The sequence below is a fragment of the Candidatus Magnetobacterium casense genome, from assembly GCF_000714715.1.
GTDB classification, from domain to species: Bacteria; Nitrospirota; Thermodesulfovibrionia; order Thermodesulfovibrionales; family Magnetobacteriaceae; genus Magnetobacterium; species Magnetobacterium casense.
This window is the reverse complement of sequence record NZ_JMFO01000048.1, coordinates 1-16,781: the sequence shown is the minus strand read 5'-3', so window position 1 is coordinate 16,781 and position 16,781 is coordinate 1. Positions and strand designations below refer to the sequence as shown.

18 protein-coding genes and 1 pseudogene are annotated in these 16,781 nt (G+C 49.2%); 9 read left to right on the top strand and 10 right to left on the bottom strand.

Going from position 1 to position 16,781, the window contains the following annotated elements; genetic code table 11:
* A partial coding sequence (locus Mcas_RS15415) for an ISAzo13-like element transposase-related protein (protein WP_040336451.1) occupies positions 1–260 on the top strand: 260 nt, incomplete at its 5' end.
* Positions 261–825: 565 nt separating this feature from the next.
* On the opposite strand, the gene Mcas_RS15410 is transcribed toward Mcas_RS15415, so the two are convergent.
* From Mcas_RS15410 to Mcas_RS15375, 8 genes are all read right to left on the bottom strand, one after another.
* Positions 826–1,323, bottom strand: coding sequence for a 3-isopropylmalate dehydratase small subunit (locus Mcas_RS15410; protein WP_040336447.1), 498 nt, complete (start codon positions 1,321–1,323; stop codon positions 826–828).
* Positions 1,324–1,339: 16 nt separating this feature from the next.
* Positions 1,340–2,725, bottom strand: coding sequence for an NADPH-dependent glutamate synthase (gene gltA / locus Mcas_RS15405; protein ID WP_040336446.1), 1,386 nt, complete (start codon positions 2,723–2,725; stop codon positions 1,340–1,342).
* Between the two features lie 32 nt (positions 2,726–2,757).
* Positions 2,758–3,666: a hypothetical protein gene (locus Mcas_RS15400; protein ID WP_156033422.1), complete on the bottom strand. Its 909-nt coding sequence runs from the start codon at positions 3,664–3,666 to the stop codon at positions 2,758–2,760.
* Positions 3,588–4,631 (bottom strand): nSTAND1 domain-containing NTPase, encoded by a 1,044-nt coding sequence (locus Mcas_RS15395; protein ID WP_040336444.1) that lies wholly within the window; start codon positions 4,629–4,631, stop codon positions 3,588–3,590. Before Mcas_RS15395 ends, Mcas_RS15400 begins: the two co-directional genes overlap by 79 nt.
* Positions 4,632–4,648: 17 nt before the next feature.
* Positions 4,649–5,965, bottom strand: a complete 1,317-nt coding sequence (locus Mcas_RS15390) for an AAA family ATPase (RefSeq protein ID WP_156033420.1) — start codon at positions 5,963–5,965, stop codon at positions 4,649–4,651.
* Between the two features lie 358 nt (positions 5,966–6,323).
* Positions 6,324–7,142: a sulfide/dihydroorotate dehydrogenase-like FAD/NAD-binding protein gene (locus Mcas_RS15385; RefSeq protein WP_040336442.1), complete on the bottom strand. Its 819-nt coding sequence runs from the start codon at positions 7,140–7,142 to the stop codon at positions 6,324–6,326.
* Between the two features lie 25 nt (positions 7,143–7,167).
* A complete protein-coding gene (gene recA / locus Mcas_RS15380; RefSeq protein WP_052567565.1) occupies positions 7,168–8,178 on the bottom strand; it encodes a recombinase RecA in 1,011 nt (336 codons plus the stop codon).
* A 240-nt stretch (positions 8,179–8,418) separates the two neighbouring features.
* Positions 8,419–9,153, bottom strand: a complete 735-nt coding sequence (locus Mcas_RS15375) for a TlyA family RNA methyltransferase (protein WP_081853929.1) — start codon at positions 9,151–9,153, stop codon at positions 8,419–8,421.
* Between the two features lie 276 nt (positions 9,154–9,429).
* On the opposite strand from Mcas_RS15375, the gene Mcas_RS17215 reads away from it, so the two are divergent.
* The gene (locus Mcas_RS17215; protein ID WP_052567563.1) at positions 9,430–9,990 is read left to right on the top strand and encodes a type IV pilin protein; all 561 of its coding nucleotides are present in this window, start codon (positions 9,430–9,432) and stop codon (positions 9,988–9,990) included.
* A 71-nt stretch (positions 9,991–10,061) separates the two neighbouring features.
* Here the strand turns inward: Mcas_RS17215 and fbp are convergent, their stop codons facing one another.
* Positions 10,062–11,018 (bottom strand): class 1 fructose-bisphosphatase, encoded by a 957-nt coding sequence (gene fbp / locus Mcas_RS15365; RefSeq protein ID WP_040336440.1) that lies wholly within the window; start codon positions 11,016–11,018, stop codon positions 10,062–10,064.
* Between the two features lie 164 nt (positions 11,019–11,182).
* Here fbp and rpmB point away from each other — a divergent pair, with 164 nt between their 5' ends.
* Genes rpmB through Mcas_RS15350 form a run of 3 tightly spaced genes read left to right on the top strand, consistent with a single transcriptional unit; the run spans position 11,183 to position 13,922 of the window.
* Positions 11,183–11,371 (top strand): 50S ribosomal protein L28, encoded by a 189-nt coding sequence (gene rpmB, locus Mcas_RS19040; protein ID WP_040336439.1) that lies wholly within the window; start codon positions 11,183–11,185, stop codon positions 11,369–11,371.
* Between the two features lie 28 nt (positions 11,372–11,399).
* Positions 11,400–11,846 (top strand): DciA family protein, encoded by a 447-nt coding sequence (locus tag Mcas_RS15355; RefSeq protein WP_040336438.1) that lies wholly within the window; start codon positions 11,400–11,402, stop codon positions 11,844–11,846.
* Positions 11,847–13,922, top strand: coding sequence for a hypothetical protein (locus Mcas_RS15350; RefSeq protein ID WP_040336437.1), 2,076 nt, complete (start codon positions 11,847–11,849; stop codon positions 13,920–13,922).
* A gap of 247 nt (positions 13,923–14,169) precedes the next feature.
* On the opposite strand, the gene Mcas_RS17210 is transcribed toward Mcas_RS15350, so the two are convergent.
* Positions 14,170–14,916, bottom strand: coding sequence for an NAD-dependent epimerase/dehydratase family protein (locus tag Mcas_RS17210; RefSeq protein WP_052567562.1), 747 nt, complete (start codon positions 14,914–14,916; stop codon positions 14,170–14,172).
* Positions 14,917–15,078: 162 nt separating this feature from the next.
* On the opposite strand from Mcas_RS17210, the gene Mcas_RS15340 reads away from it, so the two are divergent.
* From Mcas_RS15340 to Mcas_RS15330, 4 genes and pseudogenes are all read left to right on the top strand, one after another.
* Positions 15,079–15,336, top strand: a complete 258-nt coding sequence (locus tag Mcas_RS15340) for a hypothetical protein (RefSeq protein WP_040336436.1) — start codon at positions 15,079–15,081, stop codon at positions 15,334–15,336.
* 371 nt (positions 15,337–15,707) lie between these two features.
* Positions 15,708–16,190, top strand: a complete 483-nt coding sequence (locus Mcas_RS15335) for a ParA family protein (protein ID WP_040336435.1) — start codon at positions 15,708–15,710, stop codon at positions 16,188–16,190.
* Between the two features lie 51 nt (positions 16,191–16,241).
* A complete protein-coding gene (locus Mcas_RS19360) occupies positions 16,242–16,448 on the top strand; it encodes a ParA family protein (protein WP_081853925.1) in 207 nt (68 codons plus the stop codon).
* Positions 16,449–16,487: 39 nt separating this feature from the next.
* Positions 16,488–16,781: pseudogene (locus Mcas_RS15330) on the top strand (ISAzo13 family transposase); the annotation flags it as partial.

Below are 16,781 nucleotides of genomic sequence, written 5' to 3'. Positions count from 1 at the left end.
GGAATAAAATAGAACATAGAATGTTCTGCCATATAAGCATGAACTGGCGTGGTAAGCCTTTGACAAGCCATGAGATAATCGTAAATCTAATAGGTAGCACCACAACAAATAAGGGTTTAAAGATCAAGGCAGAACTGGATACAACTGCTTACTCAAAGGGAATTAAGGTGTCTGATGAAGAATTTGACAAAGTTAATTTAACTAAGGCTTCATTTCATGGTGAATGGAATTATACTATAGCACCTAATTGTTCAAGTTAATTATGGACAGTTACTTGGCGACTTCTACACCTGGAATATGGGCAGTAACGGTGAGATATTATCGGGTAGCTATATGGCAAGGAATGTCCCACGCAACTGGAAGATGATAGGTACTGGAAACTTCCACGGCCAAGCAAAAACACGACAAGACGGTTCTAATATACCCATAGATACACTTTGGCAGGACACGTCTTCCGGGGATGTCTACGTTTTTGGTGGATCGGGAAACTCTGGTTATGCAACCCAGGGCCTGCCTTACGATTGGTTTAACGAATAAGCACACCTGTGACCTGTAAATTCGGGGGCGGGGGAATAGATGCCCTCCCCCACCTCTAAAAGGTATGTCATGAGGGTACTTCTCTTGTATAGCGTGTTTCGAATTGAATGTGAAATAATGGGGTCAAGGGGACTGGTCCCCTTGCAGGGGGTTCTGAAGGGGGGCGGAGCCGCCCCTTTCTTTCTTGTATGCGAGCAATTTTAATACCCGAAAAAACTCGAATCCGATCAGTATATGACATTGTTACTGTGCTTAAGCGATTAGACCACACCGGACTGGAGTGCTACCCTATGCAAGACCCAACTGGCTACGCGTCCACTGGATCAGGCCACCGGCGTTGATAAGCTCCTCCATGAAGGGCGGGATCGGCTTGGCTTGATACCGGGCACCCGTGGTCATGTTTGAGATGACCCCGGTGACGGTGTCGATTTCGATAACGTCGCCTTCTTTTATCTGACTGACGGCATCGGGGGATTCAAATATCGGCAACCCGATATTAAAGGCATTGCGGTAAAATATCCGCGCAAAGCTCCCAGCAACTATCGCACTCAGGCCCGATGCCTTTAAGGCTATGGGCGCATGTTCCCTCGACGAACCACATCCAAAGTTAGCCCCGGCCACGATCACATCGCCAGCTCTGACCTTCGTAGGGAAATCCTTATCGGCATCCTCCATGACATGCCTTGCCAGCTCAACCGGGTCTGCCGTGTTGAGATACCTCGCCGGTATGATAGCATCCGTATCGATGTCCCTGCCAAACTTCCACACCTTACCCTTTAGTTGCATAGTTGCCTCCTTAAATTTACTTGTCAGTTTTTTGTGCGATATAGTTTAATATTCCCTGTGCAGCACGTCGTCCCGTCTGCATGGCGTGGATGACCGTGGTAAAGGAACCGGGGGCCTTGGAGATATCGCCTCCGGCAAAGACTCCGGGGATGGAGGTCATTTGCGTCTGGTGGTCAACCACTATGTAGCCTTTTGCATCCGTCCTGAGGGTTGGGGTTGAGCGTGCTATTATGGGGTTGGCCATCGTGCCCAGGGCGTAGATGACCGTATCAACGTCCAGGATGAAGTCCTCACCTCCGCTGATACACTTCATGCCGGTGAGCCAACCGTCGGCTGATGCAAGTATCTCCACAGGATGTGTTTCCCAGTAAAACTGCACACCCTCTTCGACTGCATGTTTCAGCTCTTCCCTGCGGGCGGGACTGTCCTTCATCGATCTCCTGTAAACGATGTAGACGTTTTTGGTGTTGAGCCTGATGGCAACGCGTGCGGCATCCATTGCGGTGTTGCCGCAGCCGATGACGGCTATGTTGCGTCCGATGCCCACCGGGGTGTCGTGGTGTGGGAAATCGTATCCGTGCATGAGATTGACACGCGTCAGAAACTCGTTGGCCGACATCACGCCGTTTAGCAGTTCACCTTTCACACCGAGTCCCATGGGATAACCGGCCCCGCTTGCGACAAAGACTGCATCGTAGGCGTGCTTGTCCAGCAGCTCGGTGATCGTGTGCAGCTTGCCGATGACCTTGTTGGTCTTGATGGTGACACCGAGGTCCTTGAGGTTGTCGATCTCCCTGAGAACAACGCTCTTTGGCAACCTGAACTCCGGGATGCCGTACATGAGCACACCACCAGGAAGGTGCAGCGCCTCAAACACCACCACCTTGACGCCGGCCTTTGCCAGGTCTGAGGCACAGGCCAATCCTGCCGGTCCGGAGCCGACGATTGCAGCCTTTTTGCCGTTGGTGGTTATTTCGTGATAGTTCTTCCAACCGTTTGCCTGGGCGGTGTCGCCGACAAATTTTTCCAGTAGTCCGATTGCGACCGGCTGGAGCTTCTTGCCCACCACGCAGTTGGCCTCACACTGGAGCTCCTGCGGGCAGACGCGTCCACATATTGCCGGAAACAGATTGGCCTCCGTGATCAGGCTGTAGGCTCCACGGTAATCCCGCCTCGATACCAGGTCTATAAACCCGCGAATGTCGATCCCCACGGGGCATCCCCTGGAACAGGCCGGCTTTGTGCACTGCATGCAGCGGTCGGCCTCCTGCAGTGCCAGTTCCTCGTTGTAGCCGATGGTAACCTCATTAAAATTCTTGGCCCGGACGTGGGCCTCCTGGTGCTCAGGGGGCGTCCTGGTTGGTTTGATCGTGTTGATGTGTCTTGGGTGTTTATCTGCCATATGTCTTCAATATCCTAATACATTATAATAATTCATCTGTTAAGAAACTCAAATATTTCCGAATGAGTATAATATTTACAAATAAGTTCTATGATATCGTATTTACTGTCAGTATTTAATTCCGGACTATTTATCTGATCTTTCCGAAGCTTGTTTATATAAGACGTTTCATCATCTGAAATTCTATCTTTTTTATGTTCTAAGAAAGCCATCAGGTCTTCCCATTTTTTATGTGATAATATAGACTTTACAGAAAATAATCTTTCAAAATCAAGATTGCCTCCAAATCTGAATATAAAATTACACAGAGCGAGTTTCTTTTTCGAATCATTCTTTAGTCTGTTGATTTCATCCAGTTTGTTTGTTGCAGATTTATTTTTTTCTTCGGAATACAACCATAGTTCATCAATATTTGTTATCAAAGTGGCGCCATTCGTAAGTTCCTCTATGCTCAGGTTCATTAATAATCCTTGCATATTTTTAAGATTATCCTCTAATCCTTTTTTGGCAATTTGAATTTTGATAACATTTATTATTTGTTGGAATCGATATTCAGGATTAATGACATCGCCCTTTTGGCCGACATTCACCATAAATACTCTTGATTTCATGATAGTCAACAAAAACATTCCGCAAAACACAGACTTAACCCATTCACTAAAAGGTAATAGTGCTTTGTTAATACTAAGAATATCGATATTATGTAAAATGATAAAGACAAAAACACTGGCAAAGATATTTAGTAAAAGATAAACAAGCACCCACCCCCATGCTTTTGTTAAAGTATCTTCTCCATAGTCACGAGACAAGTCTATTGATGAAACAGTCAGAGATAGAATCACTGTCAATGCAATTTGAAATCCTAACTCTGACATACTGTATTCATAAGGTCTTCCGTAATTTTTCTCCCTTTCTCCGTAATCCCAAATCTCTGCACCCAATCTCTTTCAGTACTCCTTAATTCAACGAGGTTATCACTTTGGAGTTTCATAATTGCTTCTTGCATCTCTGAAGGAACCAACCTGAGTGTTACGGCGATACGTGGTTTCTTTGCCTCACCATACTTGCTAAGGTACTCTAATATGCGTCTGCCATTGTCTGTAATATTCGGTTTTGATTCCAACATGCCGTTGCCATGTATTTCTGAATTACGGTTAAAGTCCGCAAGTATCTGTTGCCAAGTGTTATCGTCAAAGGATTCCTTCGCTTGCCATTTGTCGTAGCAAAGGGCCGCCAACTGCTGGACGTGAAACGGATGCGTACCGACCTCTTGTATTATGCGTGTACCGCATTTTGCCTCAAATTCAGGTGACCCCAGCGTTTTGAGCATTGCCCTGACCTCAGCCTCCTGCATCACTCCCAGGGGGATTGACACGAATATGTTGTGAAACGCCGACCCCACATCGTCTTTCTTGCCAAAGACCTCACGCAGTTCGCTCTTGGAGGCCGTGACGATATTAAGCACCCCGGCAGAGGTCTTGGCACGCAGCCAGTTAAAGACATCCCCAAATTTCGGTATTGCTATAACTTCAATCTCATCAAGCAGTAACAACGGGGTCTTGTTTGTTTCATCTTTCAGGTACCTGTTGAGTTTGTAGAAAAACGTCTCGATATCATCCGATTCAGACCATTCGCCGCTTACTCCATTTAAGATTTCCAGCAAAAACACTTTGGGATTTTTGTGTACATCCATACAGTCTATATACACGGGCTTGTAATTGTTTAACCCAAGGCCTGTCAGCTTTACGTGATATAACAGTGATGACCTCCCCATACGACTTGGACCGACTACCGAGCAAGGAACTTTCTTTTTCAAAAGCTCGGTAATATCTTTGAGCTCCCGTTCACGCCCGAAGAATTTATCTGCATACTTTATATATGTCGTAGTGTCTAAAAACTGATTCATATCCTACCCTTCTATAACTAAGTCTTACCTTTATTGTACTCTATATCGAGGACATTTTTAAAGGGCCTGCGTTCCCTGAGCCACTGATGAAGCATTCCCGTTTTGCACCGGTAATCAAACTTCTCCGCGCTCGCACGCATGACGACCAACTGCCGACCGACAAGCTCCTCCAACGTGGCATGGAGGGTTTTTGCGTCGCAGAACTTATTGCAGCCTTCCTTGATGTCGTCCATACCGATCCACTGCCCCGGCTCCGGATGCAGGCTCGCGATGAGCGACAGAAGCAGACGCCCGGTTGCGTTTTCGCCCAAGACGCCACTCCAGATGTAATCCAGGGCATTTTCCAGGTCGCCCTCCATGCACTTCCTGAAGATGACGGTCAAGTCGGCGTCAATGACGTTGAGGCGCTTTACGTTGTTGAGGTGATTGATCATCGTCGAGCATACGATCTGAAGGTAATAGGGGTGACTGCCGGTAAATGCGAGGATTCTTTCAATGGCGCCGGTGCTGATGTCTATGTTGCAGAGGCGGATCAACTGCTCGGCGTCCGTCTTTGTGAGTGCGTCCATCTTTATTGTGTGGGCAATGCCAAACAGAATACCCCACTGGTCACTCTTTAGACGGTGCAGTCTGTAGGTGCCGCAGAACATCACGATGATGCGTTTCCTGTGCTGGATTATCCCTCTGATCACGTGGAGGACCTCCTCCGGCCATATTTTTTTATCGACCTGGTCTTGCAGTAACTCGAACTCGTCCAGGATCAGCAGGATTCGGGTGTCGCCCGGTGCTCTTTCCAGCCCTTTCAAGACATCGGCAAATGCGTCAAAGGGGTTTTCCTTAAAATCACCTAATGCCAAATTGAGTTCAATTCCGGCAGCATCGCACAATGAGGTTGAAAGTTCATGGAATAGGCTGGCGGTAGACCGTCCCGTCAGGCCTTGAATATCCACAAAGGCATGTCTTATACCGTCGTCGAGTTTCTCTTTCAGGGCATAGACAAAGGAGGTCTTTCCGACCCTGCGTTCCCCCGTGACAATGAAACAGTGGCCGGCTATTTTGGTAGTTCCAGCGATGACCTCTTTAAACTGCTCCTCTCTGCCAACAAACGATGGATGGCCAGTGAGCAGTGGAGGTCCTGGACGGTAGGGGTTGTCTATGGGGTGGTATGCTTCTTGTAAATTTACAGTAGAACGTATAAAACTAACTTCTACTTCGGCCAGTCTCTCGTCCTTGACCTGTGCCTCCTGTGAAAATCTGTCACGCTCTTTTGACAGGGCAGTTATCTTTTTCTTATTACGGATTCTGATCCAGAGAATCAATACGTTTAATAGCAAAATTGATATTATAATGCTTGAGAATAAGAACCGTAGCTCATTGGGAATAAGAATATCTAAATAATCATTTAATCTATGCATTAAACATTAAACCTCCTATCAGGACTATAGCTTACCGAATCTTGCCTCATCAACATGTCCTGCCTGCAATATAGCAGATTTACCGTGAAAATACATTTTCATGTGCGGGGGTGAATATGCTCCCTATTCATGAGGGTTTCGATTTGATTAAATACAAAAACGCAGCACTTTATGTGGGGTCAAGGGGGCTGGCCCCCTTGCAGGGGGTTCTGAAGGGGCCAGGTGCGACCTGGAGCGAAAAAGAAGCGGAGTCGCCCCTTTCTTTCTTTGTGTGGTTTTACCTGCCATATTTCTTCAGCGCTACTTTTTCGTACTTATCGAAGCGTTTTTGGCGATTCATGAGTTCATCGAAGTTGACCAGATGGCCGTCCATGTCTGGGCCGTCGATGCAGGAGAACCTCACTTCGTCGCCGACCGTGACGCGACAACTCCCGCACATCCCCGTCCCGTCAACCATGATCGGGTTCAACGATACGACCGTCGGGATGTCGTATGGTCTTGTGACCTCGGCACAGGCCCTCATCATGATCAGCGGGCCAATGGCCACGACGTGATCGATCCTGCGCTCGGTTATGAGGCGTTGCAGCGGAACCGTCACAAGCCCCTTTTCGCCGTAGGAGCCGTCATCGGTGGAGATGATCAGCTCGTCGGAGTATCTTGCAAATCGCTCCTGCCAGAACATGATCTCCTTCGTCCTGAAGCCGAGGATCGAAATGGTGTGGCTGCCCTTGAGCTTGAACTCACGCAGGATCGGGTACACCGGGGCAACCCCCAACCCTCCACCCACCAGCACCACCGTCTCCAGCGGCTCGATGTGCGACGCCTCCCCCAGCGGCCCGACAAGGTCACGGATGTAATCACCCTCGTTGTAGGTCATCATTTCGATGGTGCTCTTGCCCACCGCCTGGATGACAAGGGTGATCGTCCCGGCTTCGACGTCGAAGTCGGCAATCGTCAGCGGGATGCGCTCCGCCGTCTCGTTGTGACAGACGATCACAAACTGCCCCGCCCTCGCCGCCGCCGCAATGTCCGGGGCGTCCATCTCCCACATGTATGTGTTTGCGGAGTAGACCTCTTTTTTCAGTATCCTATACATTTACGTACCTACCCATGTGTTGAGTTCACTCATCCGTAGGGGCAGAGGAGTTGTTGGTGGTAGGTGTGGTTATCTGGGGGATGTTTCCACTTGCCATGATCTTTGCTTCTATATCGTCCATGACATCGGGGTTTTCGATGAGGAATTTCCTGGCGTTGTCTCGTCCCTGCCCGAGCTTGGAACCCTGGAAACTGTACCATGTTCCCGCACGCTCAACGATGCCCATTTCAACTCCGATGTCAATGAGTTCGCCTGTCTTTGAGATTCCCTCGTTGTAGTATATGTCAAACTCGGCCTGCTTAAATGGCGGAGCAACCTTGTTCTTGACTACCTTGACCTTGACATGTCCACCGATGACCTCCTGGTTTGACTTGAGGTTTTCGATCTTTCTGATATCCAGTCTCATGGAGGCATAGAATTTCAGGGCATTGCCCCCGGTGGTGGTCTCCGGGTTGCCGTATGAGACGCCGATCTTATGGCGTATCTGGTTGATAAAGACAACCGATGTGCTGGACTTTGAGATGGCCGCCGTGAGCTTTCTCAATGCCTGACTCATAAGGCGTGCCTGCAACCCCGGCAGTTGGTCTCCCATTTCACCTTCGATTTCGGCCTTTGGCACGAGCGCAGCAACCGAATCAATGACAATGATGTCCAGGGCGCCACTTCTGACCAACGACTCGGCCACCTCAAGGGCCTGCTCGCCACTGTCAGGCTGCGATATCAGGAGGTCCGGCACCCTGACCCCGATGCGGGTCGCGTAGGCGACGTCAAGGGCGTGTTCGGCATCGATAAACGCTGCAATGCCACCAGTCTTCTGGGCCTCGGCTATGGTACTCAGGGCCAGGGTGGTCTTGCCCGAGGACTCCGGACCATAGATTTCGGTGATCCTGCCACGGGGCAGTCCTCCCACTCCGGTTGCCAAATCCAGCGTCAACGACCCCGTGGGAATTACCTTGATGACCTCGGCAACGGCCTGCTCGCCCAGCTTCATGATAGAGCCTTTGCCGTAGCTCTTCTCTATCTGCGCAATGGCCATCTCAAGGGCCTTCTCCTTATCCTTTTCCTTGCCGTTCTTATCCTTGCCGTCCTTATCCTTGTTTTCCTTAACCGAGCCTGATTCTTTTGCCATAGCAACCTCTCTTTTCTTTTGCATTTATCTCCTGCTCATCCGTATCTTTACTAAAGTTTTGTCATTGGCGGTTTTCGTCCCAATCCTTTTCTATCTATTGTACCCTTTTTTTAGATAATAGGTCAAAATAATAAGACATGGTATAAATCAGGGTATCCGTGCATAGAGCAGATATTCCGTGTTACCTTTTTGTCCGTGTATGGGACTCTGACAGACTCCCCTGAGGTCTAACCCCGTTTGCAGCATAAAGGTCTCAAGGTCTCTGACTACCAGTAGTCGTTTCTCCTCGTCCCTGACAATGCCGCCCTTGCCCACTGCCCCCCTGCCGACCTCAAACTGCGGCTTTATAAGACAGATCAACCTGCCACCCGAACCGAGGAATTTTAACACGGCTGGTATCACTATCCTCAGCGATATAAAAGAAACGTCAACAACAGCAATGTCGATACCCTCAGGGATGACCTCTCTGTCCATATAGCGGATGTTTGTCCTGTCGATAGTTATGACCCTGTTGTCGTTTTGCAGCCGCCACGCCAATTGACCGTATCCGACGTCCACGGCGTAGACCCGCACGGCACCACGAGCAAGCAGACAGTCCGTAAACCCCCCGGTTGAGGCGCCAACATCAAGTGCCGTCATGCCACCGACATCGACACCAAAGTGCTCCAGCGCAAAGTCCAGCTTCACCCCACCCCTGCTTACGTACGGCATGTCGCAATCCCTGAGCGTTATGGTGGCGGCATCAGCATCAACGGCAGTGCCAGGTTTGGTGCAGGGAACGTCGTTGACCATGACCTTGTTCTCCATTATCAGTGCCCTGGCTCGCTCTCTGGTTTGCACAAGTCCTCGTTGCACAAGGACGATGTCAAGCCTCTTCTTCATAGTATGTATAGTATAAAACATTTGTACCTGTTGATGGCACTGTGACGCGTTTTGTCACCGTGGTGACAATTTAAGGCATAACTGTAATCAGCAGTGGTAGGGGATGGCTGAGCTTTAAGGCTTCGTGGATGTGATTATTCAGTCAAATTATTTTTCAACGTGTAGCATTAATGTGGTATGATTATTGATTGTTGTTTGCATTTGCGAGGAAAGACAAAGGACGGTTTTAAACCGTAAATTATAAAAACATAGAAAAACAAACAAGAGGTATGTGTTATGCTTAGACGGATATCATGGACAGAGAGTAGGGATGAGAGAGGATTTACGCTTGTTGAGCTTCTGATAGTGATAGCGATTATCGGGATACTGACTTCCATTGCAGTACCTGCGTTTTTGGGTCAACGTGAGAAGTCCAAGCTGAGGGCGCTTGAGGCTGGTGCACGTGGTGCCGTGGCTGACCTTCAGGGGTACCTGGATTCCTACATAGCAGGGGACCCATACATAATACTGATCAGCCGTTCAGGAAATCAGGGGTGCTTTGAGGCCTCTAATGCAACAGCAACCGGTAAGACCTGTCAGGGGGTTTACAATCAGACCAGCGCCGGCACGTACACGTCATACCCAACCGGTTTGGCAGACATGCTCAATAACTTTGTCAACCATCATACCAACAAAGGCGACACAAGCCCAGTCACCGGAGATGCACTGTTTGTTACGGCACACACGACAGAGGGAGAGGTCTTTCTAACACCCAATGGTAATCGCACGGTTAGCATCACTGCCTATGCCACGGATACGACTCTACCCATCTTTAGCCAGATTGTGACGGCCAAGTAATACGGCACACGCAGATCAACACGGCAGACAGGGTGGCGTCTGCCATGCTTGAGTCTCTGCGTTAAAGCTTGCTACATGTTGAGGAATTTTTCGATTTCGTACTGACTGCCCAGAAAGACGGGGGTACGTTGATGTATCTCCGTGGGTTTTACGTCGCAGATGGTGCCGTTGCCATCCGTTGCCATTCCGCCAGCCATCCTGACGATCATCGACATGGGAAAGACCTCGTACAGGAGGCGGAGCTTTCCGCTCTTGCTCTTGGCGTCAGCCGGATAGGCAAAAACCCCCCCCTTGAGCAACGTCCTGTGAACATCTCCAACCATTGTACCGATAAACCTTGCCGTGTAGCCCTCGTCCTTGAGGGAGTCAAAGTAGTCGCGAGTCTTTTGTGGCCATCCGCGGCTGTTGGACTCGTTTACGGAATATGTCTTGCCCTTTTGCGGTATCTTCAGGTTGGGGTGCGACAATACGAACAGGCCGTTTGATGGGTCCAGGGTAAAGCCGTTTACTTCCGAGCCGGTGGTGTAGACAAATATACACGAAGAGCCATACATCACATAGCCGGCGGCCACCTGTCTGCATCCACCCTGGATGAAGTCATGCATGGTGCCAGTGATCCGCTTGTAGACCGAAAAAATGGTGCCAACGTTGATACCAACCTCTATGTTGGTTGAGCCATCCAGTGGATCAAAGGCAATTATGTACTTGCCATCGGCACCTTTTTCGGGATATATGGGGTCATCCATCTCCTCGGATGCTATGGCGTAGAACTGACCGCTGTCGGAGAGCACGCGCACAAGGACGGCATTGGAAAACTCATCCAGCCGCTGCACCTCCTCCCCCTGGACGTTTATCTTGTCGGCCTTACCGAAGATGTCCGCAAGGCCGGCCATTCTGGTGTGTGCGGCAATGATCTTTGTAGCCGTCTCTATGGACATCAGGGCAATTGACAGCGACCCCGTGGCGTTGGGATATTTGCGTTCCTCCTCTAATATGAATCTGTTGAGGTCCATTCCTATGTTGGGCATAAAGCTCCTCCTTAATTGTGATAAAAGTTACTATTATTTTATTGCATATGCCACACATATGTAAAGGAGGTAAGACATCATGGCAATGTTCTACCCCACTTGTAACAATTTGCTTGAAATGTTATTATAGAGGATATAATTTATATACAAAGGAGGTTGACACAGTGGCAGTCTGTTATGTTTGTGGCAAAAAGAAGACGACGGGTAATAATGTTAGTCATGCCAACAATAAAACGCGCAGGTGGTTTCATCCCAATCTGCAAACAATACGGGCACATACCGACAAGGGCCCCAGGAAGGTAAGCATCTGTACAAGATGCCTGCGCTCAGGGTTGATCAAAAAGGCCATTTAGAGGAATCCGTTATCAGGGTGTAAGTACCGTGGAAAAGGCCTCTTCCTTTTTTGAATCGATAATAAACGACCTTGGACTGGGGGAGGCTATGCACCTGCAAAGGATACAGGACAACTGGCAAAGGCTGTTTCCACCGCCGATGTCACTGCACACCCATCCGGACTTCCTCAAAAACAGCACCCTGCATATCAACGTAGACTCACACGTGTGGCTGCAGGAGTTGCACTGCTATCAGGGACACATCCTCGAAAAGCTCTACGACTACAGGATCAGGGCGATAAAGCTGCGCGTGGGAGTTGTCAATACTACAGTCAAAGGCAACACCACAGACAGCGTAACATTTGTCCCACTCAACGATGAAGACAAACACTTCATAGATACCACCACCGCCATCATAAAAGACGATGAACTCAGGGCGATCATCCGAAAGACAATGCAGAAGGCCTTGTCGCATCCCAGGCCGAAGGAACGTTGAATGAAGGCAACACTGACCTGCCTGCTGTGCCTGTTGCTGATGCTGACCGTCATACGCTGTAAGGATTCAACCGCAGAGGACAAAGACCTGATGATGCTTATTAACGGTGTTCGTCAGGAGGTACGACAGAGACCTACTGCCACTGATGACCTTCAGAGGCGAGTGTTTCTGCTCAATCGTTGGGCGCGGATACTCTTTGAACAGGGCCTGGATGTCAACACGGTATACCCCTGGCAACGAGCCTTGGACATTGACAGGGCCACTACTGCCAATCCACAGCAGGCTATGGCAGAGGTCACGGCTGCATATGCCGACCTTGAACGCTTCGTTGCAACACACAAGGAAGACCCCGCCGAAAATAAGCGCATCCTCGATGAGATCAACAATACACGTCGGCAGTTAAAGACAACTCCCACCAATGCCGCTAACCTCAGACATCGCCTCTATTGTCTGAACCAGTGGGCGAGACTCCTCATGGCACAGGGCATTGATGCCGGCAGGATATACACATTTGAGACATCGATGATGCTGCAATCCCATGCGTTGCTGCAACCCGAGCAGGCATCCGTGCTGGTAGACGGTCTGTTTGCAAGTCTTGAGTCGATACAGGCCACGCCCGTAATAACCGCACCATCGCCACCACCGGCAGCCGTGATGCCTCCGCCACCCACGCCACCACAACCGGTCTATAGCAAGTCGCCACGGGCAACGGTTACCGTCAACCTAAGGCTCAACGCAAGTTACGCACAGGTCACGGAAGGCGTCGCACAATACGACTCCGGCATAGCGATGACAAACACCAGTGCCGACTTTAAGACAACCAGGGTAGAGTCTCCCCCCCTGGTGCCTTCGACAAAGGGAGGAGGATACATGCAGGTAACGGATGGCGCCATATCGGTAGAGCTATCTGCGGTGCCCGTGTTTGTTGAACCTGGTGGCGGGCAGAGGTGTACTGCCACTGCACGGTATAGTCCCTTTGGGATGTTGGCAGGGGATTTTGACAGCCCTGGCAAGGCAGTGGGGGAGAGGTATGCAGGGAATCTGGCGACCAAGCTGCCCTTTAAGCAGATTCGGTTTATAGGGCCAAACGGTCTACACTTTGTACTCTATAAGTATGGCAGTGATGGCGCCGGAGGCGGAGCACGATACCTGGACAGGATGAAACCCCTCTACGACGACGCCATATCAAAGGGATTAAACGTCATGCTCACCATAGACCCCAGTACGGCCATGGTTGCCCCGGGGGTATTTAACAAGCGCGGGGAGTTCGCCCAAGAGGACGTACAACAATATGTGGAGTTCCTCAAGGCAGTTATGCGCAAGTATCCAAAGATAAAGGACTACAGCCTGGACACCGAGGCAGATGCCTCCTGGCAACCGGAGACATATGCCCGGGCACTGGAGATCACATACAAGACACTCAAGGGACAGTGTCCCAAGTGCCGACTTACCACAAGCGGGATGTTTAAAAACGATCTGCAGTTCTACGAGCAAGTCCTTGAGACCCTGAAGCGGATGAAGGTGAGGAAGGCCTTTGACTTCTTCGGCATGTGGCATCCCTATGGCGCCATGGACGACCTCCGTGCCAACGAATACGAGCAGATACGGAAAAACTACAAAGACACAACGGAACTGTTGATGCGTTATGGCTATATCAATGTGCCAGTCTTTATCGGAGAGACAGGCTATCCGAGTGATTCGCACGACCCACGCCTCTCAGCCGGCTTTCACTCCGAGCGGAGGCAGGCCCAGGAGCTGATCAAGCGATTTGTAACGGCCATAGGCATTGGTGTTAAGCGGGTCTACTGGGCCACTACGGTGGATTATCACAAGTTTGGCGGCATTGAGGGCTATTTCGATTACACGGGAGTGATACACAACCCCGACAACAAACAGTTATCCCACAAGAAACTGGCCTACTACTCATACAAGAGTCTGATTGAAAAGCTGAGTTGTTTTGAAAATGCCAAGGTGACACAAATTGACAATCTCCCTCCCGAGGTCGTTGGATATAAGTTTGAACGTGGCACCAAAGCCATCTACGTCCTATGGGCAGATGATGCGCTTGGTCAATGAGGTCATCATCCCTGCAATTGCCCTGCCCGTTGACCTCGTGCAAGTTGACTTGCTAAGATAGAGCAGCGCACTCTAAAAAAAGTAGAGGTATGTTTAAAAGGTTCAATAAGTGAGCAGTGTCCCTGACAGGTAGCACTCCATTCAAACGTGGACACATTGCTTAATCATAACAACAATGCCATATTATGTGGGTACAGAAATGGCTTAAATCCTGCTAACCACGGTTGATTGCTACCACAAGGGCGGTTTACAGGTAGTTTTCATACTTATCTACAGGTTCAAATCCCAGTTTTTCTCTTGTCTCTGAGAGGTCAAAGACGCTACTGGCGTTGTTGCTGATGACAAATGCCGGCAGAAACGTTGTGTCAATGCCGATAGCCTTTTCAAATGCCTGGGTCATGTCACGCCTGCTGACAAACATGGCACCCATGTAATGCCCGGCATAGAGGCGTGGATTGTCTTCCTTTACAGTCCAGCCGATCCGGAGTGCCACGAACTGCATCCCCAGATAGGCCAGATGTCTGCCTACCATCTCACCAAACACCTTTGATTCCGCATACAGGCACAGTGGCGAAGGGGGGGCATCCAGGGAGATCAACCTCCGTCTGCCGCCTCTTAATGACTCCATCACAGCCCCTTGGTGGTAAAAGTTGGAACTGGCAAAGACTATCTTTCTTATACCCGCACGCCGTGCCTCCTCAAATACATAACTCGTTGCCTCAATATTATTACGTAACGTGACATGCGGGGGTGCATCAGGACGAGGGTCTCCGGCCAGATGGATCAGACAATCCAGGCCGTCAAATGCCCCACTCAACTGCCCCTTGTCTGTCAGATCGACCCTCATAGAACGCACCGTCCCAACATTGCCCAAATCCCTCATGTCATAGAGAACCAGGTCATATCTGCCGGCAAACCCCTCCCTTAGCGCAGTGCCCACAACACCAGCCGCTCCGGTTATCCCGACCTTAAGCCTTTTGGCTGCACCGTTCATGTCTTTTATTTTAAACTTAACCGTTGTGTAAAAACAATACGCCCTGATTCGGGTGATATGGCACTTTTGCGAGGGGGGCGGAGGGGGAGCAAATCTCCCCATTTTTTTCTTACGGTCAAATGCGATTGACCTTGTGTAAGTTGACTTGCTAAGATAGAGCTAGTGAGCAGTGTCCCTGACAAGGTGAAGGCCCTGCTGCGGTTCTTAAAGAAGGATTGCGGGGTGAGGTTTATCGTGCGACAGATGAGCACCGATGAGGTAATCCTGATCGTGTTTAATCGTGGCCGGGTTGATGCCTCCATGCAGTTGTTGCTGGCTGCCGGTGTTCGTGACCCCGATTTTGATATCGATGGCGGCGTGATAGGCTTCTCCGTTGACGACGTAAGGTTTCACCTGCTGTCAAAGGAGGGCTGCGGCTGATGTTAGGGGCATTGGTGGCACAGTTGGTGCCCAGCTAAAAGATATCGGCATGATAGTAATGGTAGGAGTTTCCAGGCAAACAAGCCAATCCCCAAAGTATCACAGGGTATCATACGGTATCACAGGGTGTCAAAACTGGGTGCAAACTGCACCCACCCGATGCAGGAATGCGCCCAAAAAACACCCACCCCCTGGCCGACGTAGACCGTTGATTTTCCTCGTGCCACCACATGACGCACTACACCCAAAAAGCACCCTTCCACCCTGCCACATGTGAAGTAAACTTCACTGGATTTTCCGTACCGCCATCGGTTAGACTATCGGCAGGGTGATGACACCCTGACAACGATGACAGATAAGGAGTGTAAAAGATGCCAGCGAAAGTGATCAGCTTCATAAACTTTAAGGGCGGCGTGGGTAAGACCTCAAATACCGTCAACATTGCTGGGGAATTGGCTATCAGAGGACATAGGGTGTTGGTGATAGATATGGACCCACAAGCTAACGCTTCGGTATGGTTGATGGGTGAAGACCGTTTTTTCGATATGTATAAAAAAGGAGCGCCACCACGACAAACACTTTTACGTCTTTTTTTAGCAGTAAAGAATAGTAAGGGATATAACATTGACAAAGCCATCATTACAAATGTTTATAAACCAGAGACTATAGCGCCTATAAGTCTGGATTTACTGCCTGCTGACTACGGAATGGTAGATTTAGAGTCGCGACTTACGCCTGATCTACATCTGTCAATATTAAGAGTGATCCTAAACAATCAAGGTAGAATTCCTTTAATAAGAGCCTCTTGCAAAAGTACATGTTATGTAAAATATAGCAAAAAGCTCATTTTGTAAGTGGCTGATATTAAATGATATTTTGGGGGCACTATAATTGCTTGATTTGAGATTTGCAAGAGGCTCATAAGTAATAGATATGATTTTATATTGATCGATTGCTCTCCCTCTCTTTCTATCTTAACTTGTAACGCTTTGTTAGTATCAGACTTTTATATTGTTCCAACCATCCCTAATTATCTCTCACGTATTGGATTTAATATCCTCTCACATAAGATTAGGATTTGTCCACAAATAACTTGTACAAATGGTGTCTAAATATGTTATGATCAAAAAGTGCAAAGCGATACCGAACTTATGATACAAAGAAAATTTGAAGTACTCAAAGATGTTTTAGACGAACAAGGCAGACGAATGTGGGCTGCAGTGGAAGCCGAGGCATTGGGACGAGGAGGAGTTACTTCAGTTTCCAGATCTACTGGTCTTTCGCGGACAACGATATATGAAGGAATTAGACGTATTGCTGAATCAAAGGAAAAACCTTCAAAAGGGAAAAAGAAGATACGTTTACCTGGAGGTGGACGCAAGCCGGTTGTTGAAACAGACCCATCCGTGCTTGTAGATATTGAGGGGTTGGTAGATCCGGTTACC